This is a genomic window from Neisseria sp. N95_16, from assembly GCF_002551535.2.
GTDB lineage: Bacteria > Pseudomonadota > Gammaproteobacteria > Burkholderiales > Neisseriaceae > Neisseria > Neisseria brasiliensis.
In genome coordinates this window covers 16,781-38,479 of record NZ_PDBT02000019.1, presented here as the reverse complement: position 1 = coordinate 38,479, position 21,699 = coordinate 16,781, and the positions used below count along the sequence as shown (strand labels likewise).

Here is a 21,699-nt window from a genome sequence, read left to right as displayed (position 1 = left end):
CCGCCGACCGAGAAAGACATTGGACTATGAGACACCGGGTGATCTGTTTTCAGCAGCCCTTGCCAATGGCATTTGAGCGTTGCACTTGAAATGCGAATGTAAGGCCGTCTGAAAACGAACTACTTTTTCAGACGGCCTTTGTGCATTAAAGAAACACCATGAATTATTGCGATTTCGCCAACAGCCTGCCGCCCGATACCGATGACCCAAACAAGCATTACCACGATCATCAATACGGGTTTCCCGTTGATGATGACAATGCGTTGTTTGGTCGATTGATTTTGGAAATCAACCAAGCCGGTTTGAATTGGACGCTGATGCTGAAGAAGCAGCACGCGTTTCAGACGGCCTGTGCCGAATTTGACATTGCTAAAGTGGCGGTCTTTGATGAACACGATATTGAAAGATTGTTGAGCGATGCAGGGATTGTGCGCAACCGTTTGAAAATCAATGCGGCTATTGATAATGCTCGCGCGATTTTGCGTTTGCAGGCCGAATACGGTTCGTTTAAAAACTGGCTCGATGCCCATCATCCGCGCGAGAAAGCAGCGTGGGTGAAATTGTTTAAGCAGCATTTCAAATTTGTTGGCGGCGAAATTGTCGGTGAATTTTTGATGAGCACCGGTTATTTAAAAGGTGCGCATGACGAGCGTTGCCCGATTTATCGGCAAACTTTGGCGGCGGGCGCAAAATGGACTGAGGCCGTCTGAATAGGCCGGTGTTGATTTTCAGATGGCCTTTTTATCAAAAAATAGTCGGCTTCTACTTAGGTGGAGGTCAGATAAAAAATAAAACAATTCAAATAAATAGATTAAAATTCCAACGTAAAAACACACGCAAAGAACCCTATCATGAAACTGAACGGCCTTTTAAAAACCGCTATTTTGCTGACCGGTATGTCGGCATTCTTGCAGGTGTATTCTGTGCAGGCGGTGTTGCCCGTGTTGATGGCGGAGCTGAATGCCACGGCGGTGCAGGCGGGTTTGTCGGTGGGGGCGACGGTGTTGGGCGTGGCTTTGATGTCGCCGTTTATGGGCATGTTGTCGGATGCGTTCGGGCGCAAGCTGTTTGTGGTTGGGGCGCTGATTTATCTGGCTTTGCCAACCATGCTGCTGGCGTGGTCGCCGAATATTGAAATGTTTACGCTGTTGCGTTTTTTGCAGGGCTTGGCGGTGCCGGGGATTACGGTGGTGCTGATTGCCTATATCGGCGAAGAGTTTACTCAAAACGAAGTCGTGCAGCTGATGACGATGTATGTGTCGGGCACGGTATTGGGCGGGTTTCTTGGCCGTTTCCTGTTGGGCTATCTGACGGAGTGGTTTGACTGGCGCACGGCGTTTTATGTGATGGCAGTGTTGAGCTTGGCTTGCGCGGTGTTTGTGTGGAAGCAGTTGCCTAAATCGCAGAATTTTGTGCCGAAACCGAATTTTCAGACGGCTTTGAATACACTCAAATCGCATTTGCACAACCGTTATGTGTTTGCGGCGTGTTCGTTGGGCGGCTGCGTGTTGTTTTCCTTAGTGGGCTGCTTTACCTACATCAACCTGCATTTGGCCGATGCGCCTTATCGCTTGAGCAGTAGCGCGTTGGCAAATATTTTTGCCGTGTATCTGATTGGTATGGTGATTACGCCGTTGTCGGCCAGACTGATGACACATTTTGGCAGCGTGAAAACGATTTTGCTGGCGGTGGCTGTGTCGATGACAGGTGTGTTGCTGACTTTGGCGACTGATTTGCCGCTGATTATTGTCGGGCTGGTGTTGATGTCGTCGGGTGTGTTCATCACGCAGGCGGCGACCATCAATTATATTGCCGCCAATGTGAAAGAAGGCCGCTCGCTGGCATCGGGCTTGTATTACATGGCGTATTACAGCGGCGGCACGTTCGGCGCGTGGCTGTGCGGTTTGGCGTTTAAGGCTGCTGATTGGCGCGGCGTGGTCTGGGCGTTATTGGCGGTGCAGGTGCTGGCCATCGCCATTGTGTTCAAAGGCATGGTCAATAGGCCGTCTGAAACTGTTGCTTAAATGAATCAAACGGATAGCGCGGTTGCTTATCTGTAAAAAACTGAATTAAAACAATGAATGTATTAAAACTCAACGTACGCTTCCTTTCTTCTTTGTTGGTCATCGGTGTGGTTGCCGGCTGCATCGGCGTGTTGTTTACCGTGTTGCTGCATACCATACAGCATTATGCGTTTGGCTATGGCTTTCTCGATGCGCATATGTCGTTTCGCGAAAGGGTGGAACAAGCTACGCCGGTGCGCCGTTTGTGGGTGTTGCTCGCTTGCGGCTTGGTGGCCGGTGTTGGCTGGGTGATGGTGCACCGCTATTGCAAGCCTTTGGTGGAAGTGAAAAGCGCACTAAAAGGCGAAGCGATGCCGTTTCGCGCAACCACTTGGCATGCGTTGCTGCAAATCGTTACCGTGGGTATGGGTTCGCCTTTGGGGCGTGAAGTGGCTCCGCGCGAAATGAGCGTGGCGGTGGCGGAGAAATGGTCGGGCTATCGCGGCTTATCGGCCGATGAGCGCCGCGTGTTGCTGGCTTGCGCGTCGGGTGCGGGGTTGGCGGCGGTATATAACATGCCGTTTGCGGCGACGATTTTTATTTTGGAAACCTTGCTGTTGAGCTGGGAAACGCCGTTGGTGGTGGCGGCTTTGATGACCAGCGGCACGGCAGCGATGGTTACGCGCACGGTATTGGGCGATGTGGTGCAGTATGTGGTGCCACAAATTCCGTTTGAACATTCGCTGGTTGGCTGAGCATTGGTGGCGGGGCCGCTGATTGCGCTGGGCGTGTATGCGTTTGACCGCTGCGTATTAAAGCTGCCGAAGCTGCCGCGCAAAAGCCCGAAGATGATTGTGTTGTCGGTGGCGTGCTTCGGCCTGATTGGCGCGGTGTCGATGTATTACCCCGGCATATTGGGCAACGGCAAGGCGGGCAACCAATTGACCTTTGCCGCGTTGATCGACTGGGAATACGCCGCGGGCTTGCTGGCGGCGAAATGGCTGGCGGTGATTTTGGCGATGTTGGCCGGTGCATACGGCGGCAGGCTGACGCCTTCGATGATGCTCGGTGGTTTGCTGGGTTTGCTGTTTGCCGTGGCGTGGAATGTGTATTTTCCGGTGGTGCCGTTGGGTGCGGCGGCGTTTGTCGGCGCGGCGGTGTTTTTGGGTTTGTCGCAAAAAATGGTACTGACCGCGCTGGTGTTTATGTTGGAAGTATCGCGCTTTTCGACAGCGTATTGGATGCCCTTGTGCGTGTGCATGGTGGGCGGTTTGTTTGTGTATCAAATGCTGCAAAGAAAAGCATAAAGATGAATGTTTTTTCAGACGGCCTTTATGAATAATCAGGCCGTCTGAACGCTGATTGATAGGCTAATGGCCTGCCTGTTTAAAAGGAGTAAATAGATGAAACTGAATGAATTATTTGATAAAAACGAATTTTCTGCGCGCCACATCAGCTTTCGCGACCAAGAAGTGCTGTTGGCGGCGCTCGGCGAAAAAAGCATGGCGGATTTTGTTGATCACACCGTGCCGCAATCGATCTGCATGCCGTCTGAACTCGATTTGCCTGAAGCGCTGACCGAAGCCGAAGCCTTGGCCAAAATCAAATCGATTGCGGCGAAAAACAAAATCAATAAATCCTATATTGGTTTGGGCTATTATCCGACCCGCCTGCCGAATGTGATTGTGCGCAATGTATTGGAAAACCCGGGCTGGTACACCGCCTATACGCCATACCAAGCGGAAATCGCGCAAGGCCGTTTGCAGGCTTTGTTGAATTTCCAGCAGGTGTGTATCGATTTGAGCGGTTTTGAAGTGGCCGGTGCCTCTTTGTTGGACGAAGCAACCGCTGCTGCCGAAGCAATGGCGATGGCCAAACGCGTGGGCAAGTCTAAATCGAACCGCTTTTTTGTCGATGAACGCGTCTATCCGCAAACGCTGGACGTGATGAAAACGCGCGCCAAATATTTTGATTTTGAATTGGTGGTGGGCGATTTTGCCAAAGCGGCTGAGGGCGAATATTTCGGTGCTTTGTTGCAATATGTCGGCAAAGACGGCGATGTAGTCGACTTGAGCGATGTGATTGGCCGTCTGAAAGAAACCGGCGCGATTGTGGCGGTGGCGGCTGATGTGATGAGCTTGGTGTTGCTGAAATCGCCCGCTGAAATGGGTGCCGACATTGCCTTGGGCAACACGCAGCGTTTTGGTGTGCCGATGGGTTTTGGTGGGCCACACGCCGCGTATTTTGCTTTTAAAGACGAATTCAAACGCTCGGCTCCCGGCCGCATCATCGGCGTATCGAAAGATGCTTCAGGCAAACCGGCCTTGCGCATGGCTTTATCGACCCGCGAGCAGCACATCCGCCGCGAAAAGGCCACGTCCAACATCTGCACCGCGCAAGCCTTGCTGGCAAATTTGGCCGGTATGTATGCGGTTTATCACGGCCCCGAAGGCGTGAAGCGCATCGCGCAACGCATTCATGCGCTGGCTTCCGCGTTTGCCGATGCCTTGGTTTCAGACGGCCTGAAAGTGGTGCATGAAACTTTCTTTGATACCGTTTTGGTTGAGTGCGGCGATAAAGCCGCTGACATTTATCAAAACGCTTTAAACGCAGGCTACAACCTGCGCCGAGTGGGTGAAACCCAAATCGCCGTGGCGTTTAGCGAAGAATCAACTGTGGGCGAATTGGCGGTATTGGTGACTTTGTTTACCGGCAAAACCGACATTGATTGCAGCGGCGAAATCACAGGCCGTCTGAAGCAAAACCTGTTGCGTCAAGACGAAATTCTTACGCATGAAGTGTTCAACCGCTACCACACCGAACACGAAATGTTGCGCTACCTGAAAAAGCTGGAAGAGCGCGATTTGGCGATGAACCGCAGCATGATTTCGCTCGGCAGCTGCACCATGAAGCTCAACGCCACCAGCGAGATGATTCCGATTACCTGGCCGGAATTTGCCAATCTGCATCCGTTTGCACCGAGCGAACAAACCGAGGGCTACCGCGAATTGCTGCAAGGTTTGCAAACCCAGCTTGAAGCGATTACCGGTTTCGATGCCATCAGCCTGCAACCCAATTCCGGCGCATCAGGCGAATACACCGGCTTGTTGGCCATTCGCCGCTACCACGAAGCCAACGGCGACACTGAGCGCAACGTCTGTCTGATTCCGCAATCAGCACACGGCACCAACCCTGCTACCGCCGCCATGCTCGGCATGAAAATCATCGTGGTGAAAACTGATGAAAACGGCAACGTCGATGTCGCCGATTTGCAGCAAAAAGCCGAGCAAAACAAAGACCATCTCGGCGCGCTGATGATTACCTATCCGTCCACCCACGGCGTGTACGAAGAAGGCATCCGTGATATCTGCCGCATTATCCACGACAACGGCGGCCAAGTGTATATGGACGGCGCGAACATGAACGCCCAAGTCGGCATCATGCAGCCGGCAGAAGTGGGGGCGGACGTGTTGCACATGAATCTGCACAAAACCTTCTGCATTCCACATGGCGGCGGCGGCCCGGGCATGGGGCCAATCGGTTTGAAAGCCCATCTGGCACCATTTGCCCCAAGCCATGTTGTCGCGCCAGTCGAAGGTGCAACCGAAGGCATGAGTGCCGTATCTGCCGCGCCGTATGGTTCGGCTGGGATTTTACCGATTACTTGGATGTACATCACCATGATGGGCAAACACGGTATGCGCCAAGCCACCGAATGGGCGTTGCTCAATGCCAACTACGTCGCCCAAGCCTTGAGCGAAGATTATCCGATTCTCTACACCGGCAAAAACGGCCGCGTGGCGCACGAATGTATCGTTGATTTACGCCCGCTCAAAGCCGAAAGCGGCATCACCGAAACCGACATCGCCAAGCGCCTGATGGACTACGGTTTCCACGCACCGACCGTTTCCTTCCCCGTGGCCGGTACACTGATGATCGAGCCGACCGAATCAGAAAGCAAAGCCGAACTCGACCGCTTCATCGCCGCACTCAAAGCCATCAAGCAGGAAGTGTTGAAAGTACAAAACGGCGACTGGCCGAAAGACGACAATCCGCTGGTCAATGCACCGCATACCTCGTTTAACGTCACCGCCGAAGAATGGACGCACCCATACAGCCGCGAAGAAGCCGTGTTCCCACTGGCGTATGTGCGTGAAAACAAATTCTGGCCGAGCGTGAACCGTGTGGACGATGTGTATGGCGACCGCAATTTGGTGTGTTCTTGCCCACCGATGGAAGCGTATGAGGATTGATTCGGGTAGGGCAGGTGTGAACCTGCCTTATGTTGAATCATAGAAAATGCCGTCTGAAAAATGTTTTTCAGACGGCATTTTTTCATTATTTGATTTTATCATTGAATTTATTTTAATTTGGTAATCAATTGATTTTTATTAAGAATAATCTTCTATGGGTATGTGGGGTATAAATATTGAGGAGAAACAATAAAACGGTTAAAATCCAAACAATTATTTTAGAGATGGAAAAAGTGCAATGCCTGCAATTAGTGTATTGATTTTGGCTAAAATGAAGAAAACAATATCCAAGACTGTATTGAAAGTTGTAATTTTGCTCAAGAAGTTGTCGTAATTGATGATTTTAGTACAGATAAAACAGTTGAAATTGCAGAAAAATGTGGTGCCAAAGTCATACAGAGAGCAATGAATGGTGATTGTGGCGGGCAACAAACGTTTGCAATTGAGCAGGCTGAAAGTGAGTGGATATTTTTTATTGATGCTGATGAGCGCTGTACACAGGAATTAGGTCAAGAAATTATTCAAACAGTGGCAAGAGGAGAAGAATTTGGATTTTGGGTTAAACGAATAAACCATTTCCAGCGTAAAATCGTGAAGCATGGGCCGTTGAGTCCCGATTGGGTTTGCCGTTTGATGCCACGTCAGGGTAGTAGGGTTGAAGGATTTGTTCATCCTAAAATTATTCATCAATTTGCCGATCGAAAACTCAATGCACCGATGTTGCATTTTACTTATGAGACTTGGGAGCAATATTTACGGAAAATGAATCAATATTCAACATTGTCCGCTGAAAAATATAAAAAAGAAGGAAGAGAATACCATTTTTTGATAGATATAGTATTACGCCCATTATTTGCATTTGTGAAGATGTATATCTTGAAACGTGGATTTTTAGATGGGGTGCTTGGTTATATTCTGGCAAAAAATTATGCAAATTATACAATGAATAAGTATGTCAAATTAAAGTATTTGAATACAAGTGCTCCCAAAAATAGAAATTTTTAAAGTGTTGATAATAAAAGAAATGCCGTCTGAAAAATATTTTACAGACGGCATTTTTAGTAAACAAAACCAAAGCGGATTAGTTGGTACCCACTTTAATTTTTTGCCACAGGCTGACGGTCAGTTTCTTCGCGTCAGAACCCATTTGCGGCATCACGAAACCGTTTTGCATGTCTTCCGCAGTTGGGAAGATTGAGCGGGTTTCCACCAACTCTTTCGGCATTTTTTCACGCGCCGGCAAGCTGGCCGGGGCGAAGGTTACGGCGATGCCGTTTTTTGCTGCGATGTCGGCATCCAAAGTGTAGTTGATGTATTTGTGGGCGTTGTCAATGTTTTTCGCATCGGCAGGAATCAACCAAGATTCAATCCAGAAGCCCATGCCTTTAGGGGTCAAGACTTCGATGCCGACATTGTTGTTGACTTCTTCTGAACGGGCTTTGGCCAAGTTCAAGTCGCCACCGTTACCAGCTGCCAAACACACGTCGCCGCGTGCCAATTCGTCAATCACTGAAGGGCTGAAGCGTTTCACGTCAGGGCGAACGGCTTTCAATACTTCGGCTGCGGCATTGATGTCGTCAGTGCTGGTGCCTTTAGGGTCTTTGCCCAAGTAGTTCAATACAATCGGGAACATTTCAGACGGCGTATCCCACAAGGCGATGCCGCATGATTTCAGTTTGTTGGTGTATTCTGGTTTGAACAATAAGTCCCAGCCGTTTTCAGGCAATTGGCCGCCCAGCAGTTCTTTACCCTTGGCGGTGATGGCCAAAGTGTTCACACCTGAGAAGTAAGGTACGGCGTATTCGTTGCCCGGGTCGGCTGTTTCCAGCATTTTCAACAGCTCAGGGTCGATGTTTTTATAGTTTGGAATCAGGTCTTTATTGACTTTTTGATAAGCACCAGCTTCAATTTGGCGCGGCAAAAAGGCGATACCCGGTACAACGAGGTCGTAGCCTGATTTGCCGGTCAGCATTTTGGCTTCGAGAGTTTCGTTGTTTTCATACAAATCATAGGTCAGCTTCAAATTGTTTTGTTTTTTGAAGTCTTCAACAGTGGTTTCGTCCACGTAGTTTGACCAGTTGTAGATATTTAAGGTATCGGTAGCGGTTGCTTCAGCATTGGCAGCAGGCGCGCTGCCTGCTTGAGGTTGCTCGGCTTGTTTCTCGCCACCGCCGCACGCGGCCAGTGAAAATGCGGCCAATACGGCTAATACGGATTTTTTCATACGGGTTGGTTTCCTGATGAAAGAGTTAAAATTAAAAAGAAACAGACTTGCCCCATAAACACCCCGGCAAGCTGCAAGGTCATTGTAATGTAAGCTTAATCAAAATCAAAGCCATATCGGGAAATTTATGCAAAAAAATTCTATCGGCAGCTTTGGAAAGGTGGGGATGTGGCAGGTGGGTGGTGTGGTTTTTGGGCGAACACACGGCGCGAATCGGTAAGTTTGCAGAGAAAAGACTTGCATATAGGGGCAATCGTCTTTAAAATTGCGCGTTTACAGAATTTATTTTTCATTCAGGAGATATTCAATATGGCAAACAGCGCACAAGCCCGTAAACGTGCCCGCCAGTCGGTTAAACAACGCGCCCACAACGCTAGCTTGCGTACTGCATTCCGCACTGCAATCAAAAAAGTGTTGAAAGCTGTTGAAGCTGGTGACAAAGCTGCTGCTCAAGCAACTTACCGCGAATCAGTAAAAATTATTGACCGCATTGCTGATAAAGGCGCGTTCCACAAAAACAAAGCTGCTCGTCACAAGAGCCGTTTGTCTGCTAAAGTAAAAGCCTTGGCTTAATCTTTTGCAGCCAGCCGCATAAGGCGGCAACTCTGTAGGTGGCGACACCTGCACTAAGCGATTGCCCCTGACCGCGAAGGTATTTCAGGGGCATTGCTGCATCTTACAGACAGTGATTATTTTTCAGACGGCCTAATTAAATCCATGCCGTCTGAAAAATAAGAACGCATATCGGGTGAATTCGAATAATCCAGCCAAGCAAAAGCCGGCGGGTTAGCGGATTGACGTAAACGGTGAACATGATGTTGAAACATTATTTATGGGTAGGGGCAGGTTGCGTATTGGCCACGCCTGCTGCTTGGGCTTTGGATACGGCAGCCTTGCAATGTGCTGCTATGACCGATAACGCCATGCGTTTGGCTTGTTACGATAAGATTTATGCGGCGCAGTTGCCGCCTGCACAACCGGTGGCAACTTTGGATACCTTAGAAACCAAGCAGCCGGTGGATTTGGCGCAGACGGTCAATGCCAGCATTGAAAATAAAGAAACCACCATTGTTTTCGATGAAAAGGCCAATGAGAATTTGCTTTCCGAATCCGCTTTGCGCGATGCGGCTGAAGCCTATACGCCGTTGAGCATAATGTATGATTTGGATGTCAATGACGCGCGTGGCATTTTGACGGTGCGCGAACATAACCCAATGTATCTGATGCCTGCTTGGTATAATTCTAGTCCGAATTACTATCCGGAATCGCCTTCGCGTGGTGTGACCACGGCAGAAAAGTTTACCGAGCAAAAACGGCTTGAGACCAAAATGCAGGTTTCGTTTAAAAGCAAGTTGATGGAAGACGTGTTTAAAATTCGTGCGGATTTGTGGTTTGGCTACACGCAAAAATCCGATTGGCAGTTGTATAACCAAGGGTGGAAATCGGCGCCGTTTCGTAATACCGATTACGAGCCGGAAATTTTCCTGACCCAGCCAGTGAAGCTTGATTTGCCGTTTGGCGGTAAATTGCGCATGGTTGGTGCCGGTTTTGCCCATCAATCCAATGGTCAAAGCCGACCAGAATCGCGCTCGTGGAACCGTATTTACGCCATGGCCGGTATGGAATGGGATAAATTGACCGTGATTCCACGCGTTTGGGTGCGCACTGATGCCAATGGTGATGAAGACGATAATCCGGATATTTCCGATTACATGGGTTATGGCGATTTGAAAGTGCAATACCGCTTAAACGACAAGCAAAACATCTATTCTGTGTTGCGCTACAATCCGAAAACCGGCCATGGTGCGGTGGAAGCGGCTTACACCTTCCCGATTAAGGGTAAACTCAAAGGTGTGGTACGCGGTTTTCACGGCTATGGCGAGAGTTTAATCGACTATAACCACAAGCAAAACGGCATTGGTTTCGGTCTAATGTTTAATGATTGGGACGGCATTTAAACCGAGATTGGCGAAAGCAGTTCAACAGGTTTGTGTGCATAGCTCGTGCAAGCATAAGCGTTTATGCCACAAACCATGAAAAACACTCGTTTCTTACCGCCCAAACGCGTATAATAGTGCGTTTGGGCGGTCATATTGCGTATTTGACGGATAGGAAAACATGGCAGAACAACCAGCGGAAAGCGGTAAAATTGCTAAATCATTGAAAAGATACCTGATTACGGGTGTTTTGGTGTGGCTGCCGATTGCGGTCACCATTTGGGTGATTACCTACATCGTCACCGCCGCCGACCAATTGATTAATCTCTTGCCGGCGCATTGGCAGCCACAGCATTTCTTAGGCTTCAATATTCCCGGCTTGGGTGTGATTGTGGCGATTGTGGTGTTGTTTGTCACCGGCCTTTTTGGTGCCAACGTTTTGGGCAAACGCATCATTTCCGCTTGGGATGGCATACTCGGCCGCATTCCGGTGGTGAAATCGATTTATTCCAGCGTGAAAAAAGTGTCGGAATCTTTGCTGTCCGACAGCAGCCGTTCGTTTAAAACGCCCGTACTCGTGCCTTTTCCGCAGCCGAATATTTGGACGCTGGCCTTTGTTTCCGGCCATATTCCCGATTCGGTCAAAGCCTCGCTACCGCAAGGGGAAGAATACGTTTCAGTATATGTGCCGACCACGCCCAACCCAACCGGCGGCTATTACATCATGGTGAAAAAAAGCGATATCCGTGAGCTCAGCATGAGCGTGGACGAAGCCCTGAAATATGTGATTTCGCTGGGCATGGTGATGCCTGATGAGCATGTGCCAGAAGTATTGGTAGATGATGCGGGCAAGCCTTTATCGGAACCTAATCAACATTAAGTAATTCAGGCCGTCTGAATCTTTCAGACGGCATAACCATTTCAAACCAAATTAAATCAAACACAAAAAGGTGATTTTATGCGTACCAACTATTGCGGCTTAATCAGCGAGCAATATTTAGACCAAACCGTAACCGTCAAAGGTTGGGTGCATCGTCGTCGCGACCACGGCGGCGTGATTTTTATCGACTTGCGCGACCGCGAAGGCATCGTTCAAGTCGTGATCGATCCAGATACCAAAGAAGCATTTGAAACTGCCGATTCTGCGCGTAACGAATACGTTTTGAGCATTACCGGTCGCGTGCGCAACCGTCCGGAAGGCACGACCAACGACAAAATGGTATCAGGCAAAATCGAAATCTTGGCCAAAGAAATCGAAGTATTGAATGCTGCTGCCACGCCACCGTTCCAAATCGACGATGAAAATATCAGCGAAAACGTACGCCTGACCAACCGTGTGATTGATTTGCGCCGTCCGGTGATGCAAAACAACCTGAAACTGCGCTACAAAGTCGCTATGGGCGTGCGCCGTTTCTTGGACGACCAAGGCTTTATCGACATCGAAACACCGATGTTGACCCGCTCGACCCCTGAAGGCGCGCGTGACTATTTGGTGCCAAGCCGTGTGCATCCGGGCGAGTTTTTCGCCTTGCCGCAATCACCGCAATTATTCAAACAATTGCTGATGGTGGCCGGTTTCGACCGCTATTACCAAATCACCAAGTGTTTCCGCGATGAAGACTTGCGTGCCGACCGTCAACCTGAATTTACCCAAATCGACTTGGAAACCTCGTTTTTGAACGAGGACGAAATCATGGACATCACCGAAGCGATGGCCAAAAAAGTATTCCAAGACGCCATTGGCGTAGAATTGGGCGATTTCCCACGCATGCCGTTTAGCGAAGCCATGTTCTATTATGGCTCCGACAAACCGGATTTGCGGATCAGCCTGAAATTCACTGAATTGACCGATTTGATGAAAACGGAAGAATTCAAAGTATTCCGTGGCGCAGCCGACATGAAAGGCGGCCGCGTGGTGGCCTTGCGTGTGCCGGGCGGTGCCAAATTGAGCCGTAAAGAAATCGACGATTACACCAAATTTGTCGGCATTTACGGTGCCAAAGGCTTGGCTTACATCAAAGTAAACGATGTGACCAACTTGAGCAACGGCGAAGACAGCGGCTTGCAATCACCGATTGTGAAATTCCTGTCTGAAAACGCGTTGAAAGAAATCATCGCCCAAACCGAAGCACAAAACGGCGACATCATTTTCTTCGGTGCCGACAAAGCCAAAATCGTGAACGAAGCCATCGGCGCATTGCGCATCAAAGTGGGCTTGGAACACGGTAAAGAGAACGGCTATTTCACCGATGAATGGAAACCGTTGTGGGTGGTTGACTTTCCGATGTTCGAATACGACGACGAAGCAGACCGCTACACCGCCGTGCACCATCCGTTTACCGCACCGAAAGAAGGTCATGAAGACCTGATGGAAAGCCAGCCGGAAAACTGCTTGGCACGCGCTTACGATATGGTGTTGAACGGCTGGGAAATCGGTGGTGGCTCAATCCGTATCCATCGCGCTGATGTACAGGAAAAAGTGTTTGCCGCGCTGAAAATTACGCCGGAAGAGCAGCAAGAAAAATTCGGCTTCCTGCTGGATAACCTGAAATTCGGTGCGCCGCCGCATGGTGGTTTGGCCTTCGGTCTCGACCGCTTGGTAACCTTGATGACCGGTGCCGAATCGATTCGCGACGTGATTGCCTTCCCGAAAACCCAACGTGCGCAATGTCTGCTGACCAACGCGCCAAACGTGGTGGACGACAAGCAGTTGCGCGAATTGAGCCTGCGTTTGCGCCAAAAAGCGACCGAAAACAAAGAAGCTTAATATTCGCTTAGATCAAAGGCCGTCTGAAAGAGTGATTCTTTCAGACGGCCTTTATATACACAGGCCATCTGAAAATTTATAATGGCTGAAATTGATTTAATGAACCATTCTATGCCGATTTATTTTATTGCTGACTTACATTTGAGCGAATCACGCCCCGAGCTGACGGCGCTGTTTCTGCGTTTTATGCAAGAAAAAGCACCGCAGGCGCAGGCGGTGTATATTTTGGGTGATTTGTTTGACTTTTGGGTCGGCGATGATGAAACGTCGCCCTTGATTGATTCGGTGCAACAAGCCATTCGCAAGGTAAGCGACGGGGGTGTGGCCTGTTATTTTCAACATGGCAACCGTGATTTCATGATTGGTGAACGCTTTGCGCGTGCATGCGGCATGAAGCTGCTGCCCGATTATCAGGTGGTGGATTTATTCGGCCAGCAAGCTTTGCTGTGTCATGGCGATACTTTGTGTATTGACGATGTGCGCTATCAGCAATTTCGCAAAAAAGTGCATCAAAAATGGCGGCAGAAGCTGTTTCTAATGCTGCCGTTGTCGGTACGCTTGAAAATCGCCCATAAAATCCGCCACGCCAGCAAGCAGGACAAACAGCAAAAATCGGCTGAAATCATGGACGTGAATCCTGAATTTACGGCACAAATCGTCAAGCAATATGGTGTGCCGCTGTTGATTCATGGGCATACGCATCGGGAAAATATCCATGTAAATGAGGATTTTACCCGCATTGTGTTGGGTGATTGGAAAGCCGATTATGCTTCGGTATTAAGCGTGGATGAACAAGGGTTTCGGTTTGTCAGAGAGTAATAAAAAGAGTGGCACAATCTGAGACCTTTGCAAAACTCTTTCAAAAGCTAGCCCCCAAAGCCGACGTCATTCCCGCGCAGGCGGGAATCCATTTTTTAACGTAGCAAGCTTTTGAATAAAATAGGTTTCTTAGATATTGCGATGGATTCCCGCCTGCGCGGGAATGACGGCCTTTAGAGTTTTTATGGGTGGTTCTTGATGTTTTGAAAAGGTTTCAATCTGCGTAAACCATAAAAAGGCCGTCTGAAATCGAAAATTTTCAGACGGCCTTTTTGATATATCGAAAACACGTGATTATGCTTCAGTTTGCGTTTCAGTAGTGGGTGCAGTTTCGGCGGCAGCCACTTCAGCAGCAGGTGCTTCAGCCTGTTCAGCAGCTTTGGCTGCTTGGCGTTCTGCTTGCGTGGCCATGGCTTGTTGCACGGCAGGGTGTTGTTGCGCAATGGCTTGTTCTTCCGGGCTCACTTCGCCTTTAAAACGGTTGTTCAAATCAAAGCGTTTACCGCCGCGAGCCAATGCTTTCAGATAACGCGGGCGGCGGCAGTGGTTTGCCAATACGCGGGCAATCAGACTGGCGTCGTATTGCGGCAGGGCGGCAACTAAGTCTTGGTCGATACCGACAGCCAGCGGTTTGAAGCGCTTGAATACGTCGTATTTGCTGTAAATATGATCGGCAATCATGTCGGTTTGTTTCTTTTTGCTCATGGTTTGGACGGCGGTTTTGAGTGCGGCGCCCAAAGCGGTTTCTTGTGTCATGTTGTCTGTATTCCTGTCAGTCTGAAGCCGTGCGCTCCCTAGTACACGGCGAATGCTTGCCATTGTAGTATAAAGCGGCTGATTTGGCGAAGTTTTTGTGTGTGAATTTGTTCAGACGGCCTGATTTATCTTAATAGGCCGTCTGAACATGTGGATTATTTGAAACGGGCGATGTCGGGCGTGTTGACGCGAACATCAGCATTTTGGGCGCGGTGGCGCAAGGCATGATCCATCAGCACCAAAGCCAACATGGCTTCGGCAATTGGCGCAGCACGCAAGCCGACGCAAGGGTCGTGGCGGCCGTGGGTGGCGATTTCAACCGGATTGCCGTCGATGTCGATGCTGCGGCGCGGTGTGGCAATTGAGCTGGTTGGTTTGATGGCGATATTGACGTGAATGTCTTGGCCGGTGGAAATGCCACCGAGGATACCACCGGCATGGTTGCTCAAAAAGCCTTGTGGAGTGAGTTCGTCACCGTGTTCGCTGCCGCGTTGTGCCACACAATCAAAACCGGCGCCGATTTCAACGCCTTTAACGGCATTGATGTTCATCATGGCGTGGGCGATGTCGGCATCTAAGCGGTCGAACACCGGTTCGCCTAAGCCGACCGGAATGTTTTTGGCTTCGATGTGCAGCTTCGCGCCGACAGAATCCAGCGATTTGCGCACGCTGTCCATATAGTTTTCTAATTCTTCGATTTGGCTTTGGTTGGCCGCGAAGAACGGATTTTGGCTGATGAATTCCAAGCTTTCAAAGCGGATGGCTTTTTCGCCGACTTGGGTGACATAGCCAATGATTTCGGTGCCGAATTGCTCTTTCAGCCATTTTTTCGCCACGGCACCGGCGGCCACGCGGGCGGCGGTTTCGCGAGCAGAAGAGCGGCCGCCACCACGGTAATCACGCGTGCCGTATTTGTGCCAATAGGTATAATCGGCGTGGCCGGGGCGGAATTGCTGTGCGATGTTGCCATAGTCTTTGCTGCGCTGGTCGGTGTTGCGAATCAGCAGGGCAATTGGTGTGCCGGTGGTTTTGCCTTCGAACACGCCGGACAAGATTTCCACTTGGTCGGCTTCGCGGCGTTGGGTAACGTGGCGGCTGGTGCCGGGTTTGCGACGGTCAAGATCGGCTTGAATGTCGGCTTCGGTTAGCGACAATCCGGGTGGGCAGCCGTCAATAATGCAGCCCAAAGCGGGGCCGTGGCTTTCGCCGAAGGTGGTGACGGTGAAGAGTTGTCCGAAAGTGTTGCCTGCCATAATTCTGCTCTAAAAATGTTGTTAAACGAATGGGCTGAATTTTAACATAAAGGCCGTCTGAAACGGATTTTGTTTTCAGACGGCCTTGATTTATTTTTAATCAATCAGCTCAATTTGCCGTGGCATTGCTTGTATTTCAAGCCGCTGCCGCATGGGCATGGGTCGTTGCGGTGAATGATTTGACCTTTGGCAGCAAGGGCTTCGGGGCTGAAGTCGTTGCCGGCCGGATTGAAGGCGCCAGCAGCCAAGTCGCTCTTCGATTCACCGAGCAATTCTTCGATATCAGGCGCATCGGAATGCATTTCCTGCATATCGGTGATTTGTTGGGCAGAAAAGTCTTCGGCAGGGGTATCATTGCGCTCGATTTGCACCGAAGTCAGCAGCGACGCAATGTTGTGCTTGATGCCGCTCCACAGGTTTTCAAACATAGCAAAAGCTTCGCGTTTGTATTCTTGCTTCGGATTTTTTTGCGCGTAGCTGCGCAAGTGAATGCCTTGGCGCAGGTAATCCATCGCCGCCAAGTGTTCTCGCCATTGGTTGTCGATGACTTGCAGCATAACATTGCGCTCAAAGTCGGCCATTTGCTGTTTGCCGACCAATTCGACTTTTTCCGCGTATTCGGTTTCGATGTGGTCAATCAAACGCTCTTTCACATCTTGGCCGTCTAAGGTGTTGTCGGCTTGCAACCAGCCGGCGATGTCGGCATTCAGGCGGAAATCGGCCAGCAATTTGCTTTGCAGCGTCGGCAAATCCCATTGCTCTTCCATAGTATCCGGCGGCATGTGGGCATCGACCAAATCGCTGATGACTTCGGCGCGGATGTCTTTGGTTAAGTCGGTAACGTCTTTGTTGGTCAGGATTTCGTTGCGTTGGTGGTAAATCACTTTACGCTGGTCATTGGCCACGTCATCGTATTCCAAAACTTGTTTACGCATGTCGAAGTTGCGGCCTTCGACTTTGCGTTGTGCGCCTTCGATTTGGCGGGTCAGCATGCCGTGTTCGATAGCAACGCCACGTTCCGGTGCCAAGCGGTTGAGAATGGCGGCGGCGCGGTCAAGCGCGAACAGGCGCAATAATGGGTCTTCAAACGACAAGTAGAAACGGCTCGAACCCGGGTCGCCTTGACGGCCAGCACGACCACGCAACTGGTTGTCGATACGGCGGCTTTCGTGGCGCTCGGTGCCGATAATGTGCAAACCGCCCGCAGCAACCACTTGGTCATGCTCGGCTTGCCAGCCGTTTTCCAAAGCGGCGATTTGTGCGGCTTTGTCTTCATCGTTCAAGCTTTCGTCGGCTTGGATGGCATCGGTTTGGTGTTTCAAGTTGCCGCCCAACACGATGTCGGTACCGCGGCCGGCCATGTTGGTGGCTACAGTAATCGCCCCCACTTTACCGGCTTGCGCCACGATTAAGGCTTCGCGTTCGTGTTCTTTGGCGTTCAAGACATTGTGCGGCAGACCGGCTTCGGTCAGCATGCGCGACACCAATTCGGAATTTTCAATGCTGGTGGTGCCGACCAAGACCGGTTGGCCTTTGTTGTAGCATTCTTGAATGTCTTTGACCACGGCTTCAAATTTTTCGTCGGTCGAACGGAAAATCTGGTCGTTGAAGTCTTTACGCTGAATCGGGCGGTTGGTCGGAATAATCACCGTTTCCAAGCCGTAAATGCTTTGGAATTCAAATGCTTCGGTATCGGCGGTACCGGTCATGCCCGATAATTTGGTGTACAGACGGAAATAGTTTTGGAAGGTGATGGATGCTAGCGTTTGGTTTTCGCGCTTGATTTCCACACCTTCTTTGGCTTCAACGGCTTGGTGCAAGCCTTCAGACCAGCGGCGGCCGGCCATCAGACGGCCTGTGAATTCATCGACAATCACGATTTCGTCGTCTTGAATCACATAATGCTGATCCAAGTGGAACAAAGTATGCGCGCGTAATGCGGCCATCAGGTGGTGCATCAGCGCGATGTTGCCGGCAGAGTAGAGCGAGTCGTTTTCGGCCAGTAAGCCCATTTGGGTGAGGATCTGCTCGGCGTGTTCGTGACCTGCTTCGCTCAAAATTACTTGGTGCGCTTTTTCATCGACCCAGTAATCGCCTTCGCCGTCTTCGGTTTCTTGGCGGATTAAGTGCGCCGGAACGCTGTCCATCACTTGATAAAGCTGCACATTGTCGTCGGCTTGGCCGGAAATAATCAGCGGGGTACGCGCTTCGTCAATCAAAATGGAATCGACTTCATCGACCACGGCAAAATTCAAATCGCGCTGAACTTTGTCGTATTGGTCGGTAACCATATTGTCGCGCAGGTAGTCGAAACCGAATTCGTTGTTGGTGCCGTAGGTGATGTCGGATCCGTAAGCGGTTTGGCGGTAGAAAGGTTCCATGTCGGACACAATCACGCCCACGCTTAAGCCTAAGAAGTTATACAAAGGCTCCATAATGCCCGCGTCGCGTGCGGCCAAGTAATCGTTGACAGTCACGACGTGAACGCCTTTGCCGGACAGAGCATTGAGGTAAACGGCCAGCGTGGCGACCAAGGTTTTGCCTTCACCGGTACGCATTTCGGCGATTTTGCCGTTGTGCAGCACCATACCGCCGATGAGCTGCACGTCAAAGTGGCGCATGCCCAAGACGCGGCGGCTGGCTTCACGGCAGACGGCAAACGCTTCGACCAAGATGTCGTCTAAAGTCGCGCCATCGGCCAAGCGTTGTTTGAATTCTGCGGTTTTCCCTTGTAATGCCTCATCGCTCAAAGCCTGCATGTCGGCTTCAAGGGCATTGATTTTCGCAACGGATTTACGGTATTGTTTCAGCAAGCGGTCGTTGCGGCTGCCGAAGATTTTCTTTGCAATGTTTGTCAGCATGAATGGTTCCTGCGCCTGATATAAAATAGTGGCGAAAGCTGGATTTTAACACAAGCGATAGTGTAAGGTAGTCATGCCGTCTGAAATAGAGACAGTTTTACCGTATTTCAATATTCGTTGACAAAATCACCGATAAAAAGGCCGTCTGAAACATGAATTTAGAACAATTGGGCAAACGCGACCGGCATTTGCAGGCATTGTTGCAACAAGCGCAACAGTGGCATAGGTTGGATCAGGAAGTGAAAAATATCCTGCCCGCCAACTTGCGCGCGCATTTTCAGACGGCCTGTGTTGAAAATGGCAAACTGGTTTTGCTGGCGGCCAATAATATGGCTTCTTCGCGCCTGAAAATGATTTTGCCCTCGCTGCTGCCGCAATTGAAGCTGTTGCACGCAGATATTGCCGATGTGCAAGTAAGAGTATTGCCCAAACCGCCCAAGCCCGAGCGTAAAAATACATTGCAATTAAGCGATGTGGCTTTGCAGAGTTTTGAAGACACCGCTGCTAAACTGCAGGAACAGCATCCAAAATTGGCCGAACGCTTAGAACAGTTGGCTAAAAAGCATTATCGACAAAGATAATTTGTTAAATAATGTTAGTGTGACAATGAAAAAATAGCCTAATTAAATAGAATGAATTCTCATTTTGTAAGCAGGTGTAAATCTTCATTTAAACTTTGATTTAAATCAAAGTTTATAGCAGAATAAAGTCGCATACTTCTCTTTTGTCACAGAAGGCATGGCGCCTTTTGGCACAAATATTTTGGATAACTGAAACATTCTCATCATTAGGAGATATACATGAAAGCTTATTTGGCTCTGATTTCTGCCGCTGTTATCGGTTTGGCGGCCTGCTCACAAGAACCTGCTGCTCCGGCTGCCCCTGCTAGCGAGCCTGCGCCTGCTGCCGAAGCCTCTGCCCCTGCAGAAGCCGCACCTGCTGAAGCTGCTCCGGCTTCTGAAGCGGCTGCCCCAGCTGCCGACGCTGCTGCTGCCGGTAACTGTGAAGTCGTGGTTGAATCAAACGACGCTATGCAGTTCAACACCAAAGATATCCAAGTTAGCAAAGCATGTTCTGAATTCACCATCACATTGAAACATGTTGGTACTCAGCCTAAAGCCAGCATGGGTCACAACTTGGTGATCACCAAAGCTGAAGACCAAGACGGCGTATTCAAAGACGGCGTGGCTGCAGGTCCTGATGCTGAATATGTAAAAGCTGGTGATGAGCGTATCGTAGCACACACCAAATTAATCGGTGGCGGTGAGGAAGACACCATCAAAATCGACCCTGCTAAATTGGCAGACGGCAACTACAAATTTGCTTGTACCTTCCCAGGCCACGGTGCTTTGATGAACGGTACCATCACTTTGGTTGACTAGTCTTTTTGCACAACCGATATGAATCGAACAGCCTGCCTAGTTGCGGGCTGTTTTACTTTATCGCGCAACAAAAAGCGTAGAATAAAACAACAAGGCCGTCTGAACATAAGGAACCTCATCATGAATCCCTTCAACACCCAAAGTGTGACCTTTGCCGAACCCATCGACATGCTCTATGCCTGCCACGACAAAGTGCGCCGTTTTTGCAGCCAAGTAAAAATGCTGCCCGAATATATTGCTGAAAACGGCCGCAATGATGTGGTGCTGCAGGCGACGCGCCAAATCAGTCAATATTTCAACGTGGCCGCGCCGTTGCATCATGAAGACGAAGAAGAAAATTTCTTTCCGTTGCTGTTGCAATACGCCCCACAAGCGCAGGAAAGCATTGACGAATTATTGCGCCAACACGAAAGCCTGCATGCCAACTGGTCGGCAGTGGCAGAGGAGTTTGCCCGCTTGGAAGAAGATGCGGATTATCCGTTAAACACCGACGTATTGCAGCGCTTTACCGCCGGATACGATGTGCATTTGGATATTGAAGAACCCTTATTTGAAATGGGCAAAACCTTTATCCCGAAAGAAAAGCTGACCGAAATCGGCGAGATTATGGCGGCGAGAAGACGCAAATAATGCTTAGAAATGATTGTTTGATGGTTTCAGACGGCCTTAACACACGCTAGGCCGTCTGAAAGCGCAAACCGTTTATTTATCCCATAAAGAGAATCCCCATGCTCACCCCGCAAAGCAGCGAACTTTTCGACATTCCCTTTTATCAGTTTGCCCAAATGAAAAAACACGCGCCGGAAATGATTGAGCCGACCAAAGCCGCGTATAAACACCATTGGCAGATTTGGCGCGAACTCATCGGGCGCGTGGCCGATGATTTGGGCGAACCCTTTGCGCCACCGCACATCGAGCGCTGGTGTAACGGCTGGCAGGTGCGCGCGCACTTTTTCGCCTATTTCAAATACGCACAATACCAAGATTCCGCCGCGATTATTTCTGTGTTGCTCAACCGCCGCCGCCTTACCGTCAGCCTTGATTGGCATTGCTACAAAGCCGGCGTGTCGCCCATTGCTTTGCCGCAGTACAACCAATGGCTGGACGAATTAGACGCGCAAAAATACGCTGCTTTCGATATTTGGCACGGTGCAGAAGACGAATACGCCGATTACGCCACCGTAGCCGGCACGCCGTCTGAAAACATCCGTCTGCACAACGAAGACGATTTTTTCTGCATCGGCAAACACATCGAGCGCGCGGATTTGGGCAAGCAAGACGTGCAGCGATGGATTGTGGATGCGATAGAAGAATTGACTCCGCTGTATGAAGCCTGTTTTAAATAACTGTTTTCAGACGGCCTGTTGCGAGTTGCCAGATAAAGCGCATCTCGTTATCATCACCAGCATTCTCAGGCCGTCTGAAAAGCGGAATGCGTTTTCTT

Annotated in this window: 16 protein-coding genes and 2 pseudogenes; 14 read left to right on the top strand and 4 right to left on the bottom strand. The window is 50.0% G+C overall.

Going from position 1 to position 21,699, the window contains the following annotated elements; all coding sequences use genetic code 11:
* Positions 1-158 precede the first annotated feature (158 nt).
* The 5 genes and pseudogenes from CRG49_RS04770 (at position 159) to CRG49_RS04750 (ending at position 7,261) form a co-directional block, all read left to right on the top strand.
* Entirely contained in the window at positions 159-710 is a 552-nt protein-coding gene (locus CRG49_RS04770; protein ID WP_095503342.1) for a DNA-3-methyladenine glycosylase I, read from the top strand.
* A 141-nt stretch (positions 711-851) separates the two neighbouring features.
* Complete coding sequence (locus CRG49_RS04765; RefSeq protein ID WP_198511382.1) at positions 852-2,024, top strand: MFS transporter; 1,173 nt, start codon at positions 852-854, stop codon at positions 2,022-2,024.
* Positions 2,025-2,077: 53 nt separating this feature from the next.
* Positions 2,078-3,310 (top strand): annotated as a pseudogene (locus CRG49_RS04760) (chloride channel protein).
* A 96-nt stretch (positions 3,311-3,406) separates the two neighbouring features.
* Positions 3,407-6,256, top strand: coding sequence for an aminomethyl-transferring glycine dehydrogenase (gcvP, locus tag CRG49_RS04755; RefSeq protein ID WP_095503343.1), 2,850 nt, complete (start codon positions 3,407-3,409; stop codon positions 6,254-6,256).
* A 238-nt stretch (positions 6,257-6,494) separates the two neighbouring features.
* Positions 6,495-7,261: pseudogene (locus tag CRG49_RS04750) on the top strand (glycosyltransferase family 2 protein).
* A gap of 76 nt (positions 7,262-7,337) precedes the next feature.
* On the opposite strand, the gene CRG49_RS04745 reads toward CRG49_RS04750, so the two are convergent.
* Positions 7,338-8,480 (bottom strand): extracellular solute-binding protein, encoded by a 1,143-nt coding sequence (locus CRG49_RS04745; protein ID WP_095503344.1) that lies wholly within the window; start codon positions 8,478-8,480, stop codon positions 7,338-7,340.
* A 309-nt stretch (positions 8,481-8,789) separates the two neighbouring features.
* Here CRG49_RS04745 and rpsT point away from each other — a divergent pair, with 309 nt between their 5' ends.
* The 5 genes from rpsT (at position 8,790) to lpxH (ending at position 14,003) form a co-directional block, all read left to right on the top strand.
* Positions 8,790-9,053 carry a 30S ribosomal protein S20 gene (rpsT, locus tag CRG49_RS04740; protein ID WP_095503345.1) on the top strand — a complete coding sequence of 88 codons (264 nt, stop codon included), beginning with the start codon at positions 8,790-8,792 and terminating at the stop codon, positions 9,051-9,053.
* Between the two features lie 239 nt (positions 9,054-9,292).
* Positions 9,293-10,438: a phospholipase A gene (locus tag CRG49_RS04735; RefSeq protein ID WP_095503346.1), complete on the top strand. Its 1,146-nt coding sequence runs from the start codon at positions 9,293-9,295 to the stop codon at positions 10,436-10,438.
* Positions 10,439-10,598: 160 nt separating this feature from the next.
* The gene (locus CRG49_RS04730; RefSeq protein ID WP_095503347.1) at positions 10,599-11,297 is read left to right on the top strand and encodes a DUF502 domain-containing protein; all 699 of its coding nucleotides are present in this window, start codon (positions 10,599-10,601) and stop codon (positions 11,295-11,297) included.
* A 78-nt stretch (positions 11,298-11,375) separates the two neighbouring features.
* On the top strand, positions 11,376-13,184 hold the full coding sequence (gene aspS, locus CRG49_RS04725; RefSeq protein WP_095503348.1) for an aspartate--tRNA ligase: 1,809 nt from the start codon (positions 11,376-11,378) through the stop codon (positions 13,182-13,184).
* A 111-nt stretch (positions 13,185-13,295) separates the two neighbouring features.
* Entirely contained in the window at positions 13,296-14,003 is a 708-nt protein-coding gene (lpxH, locus tag CRG49_RS04720; RefSeq protein WP_095503368.1) for a UDP-2,3-diacylglucosamine diphosphatase, read from the top strand.
* A 294-nt stretch (positions 14,004-14,297) separates the two neighbouring features.
* Here the strand turns inward: lpxH and CRG49_RS04715 are convergent, their stop codons facing one another.
* The 3 genes from CRG49_RS04715 to secA form a co-directional block, all read right to left on the bottom strand.
* Complete coding sequence (locus CRG49_RS04715) at positions 14,298-14,759, bottom strand: ProQ/FINO family protein (protein ID WP_095503349.1); 462 nt, start codon at positions 14,757-14,759, stop codon at positions 14,298-14,300.
* 155 nt (positions 14,760-14,914) lie between these two features.
* Positions 14,915-16,012: a chorismate synthase gene (gene aroC / locus CRG49_RS04710; protein ID WP_095503350.1), complete on the bottom strand. Its 1,098-nt coding sequence runs from the start codon at positions 16,010-16,012 to the stop codon at positions 14,915-14,917.
* Positions 16,013-16,116: 104 nt separating this feature from the next.
* The gene (gene secA, locus CRG49_RS04705) at positions 16,117-18,873 is read right to left on the bottom strand and encodes a preprotein translocase subunit SecA (RefSeq protein WP_095503351.1); all 2,757 of its coding nucleotides are present in this window, start codon (positions 18,871-18,873) and stop codon (positions 16,117-16,119) included.
* Positions 18,874-19,025: 152 nt separating this feature from the next.
* Here secA and CRG49_RS04700 point away from each other — a divergent pair, with 152 nt between their 5' ends.
* From CRG49_RS04700 to CRG49_RS04685, 4 genes are all read left to right on the top strand, one after another.
* Positions 19,026-19,454 carry a DciA family protein gene (locus CRG49_RS04700; RefSeq protein WP_095503352.1) on the top strand — a complete coding sequence of 143 codons (429 nt, stop codon included), beginning with the start codon at positions 19,026-19,028 and terminating at the stop codon, positions 19,452-19,454.
* A gap of 219 nt (positions 19,455-19,673) precedes the next feature.
* The gene (gene azu, locus CRG49_RS04695; RefSeq protein ID WP_095503353.1) at positions 19,674-20,255 is read left to right on the top strand and encodes an azurin; all 582 of its coding nucleotides are present in this window, start codon (positions 19,674-19,676) and stop codon (positions 20,253-20,255) included.
* A 120-nt stretch (positions 20,256-20,375) separates the two neighbouring features.
* Positions 20,376-20,885, top strand: coding sequence for a hemerythrin domain-containing protein (locus CRG49_RS04690; protein WP_095503354.1), 510 nt, complete (start codon positions 20,376-20,378; stop codon positions 20,883-20,885).
* Between the two features lie 98 nt (positions 20,886-20,983).
* Positions 20,984-21,601 (top strand): HI_0552 family protein, encoded by a 618-nt coding sequence (locus tag CRG49_RS04685; protein ID WP_095503355.1) that lies wholly within the window; start codon positions 20,984-20,986, stop codon positions 21,599-21,601.
* Positions 21,602-21,699: the final 98 nt, after the last annotated feature.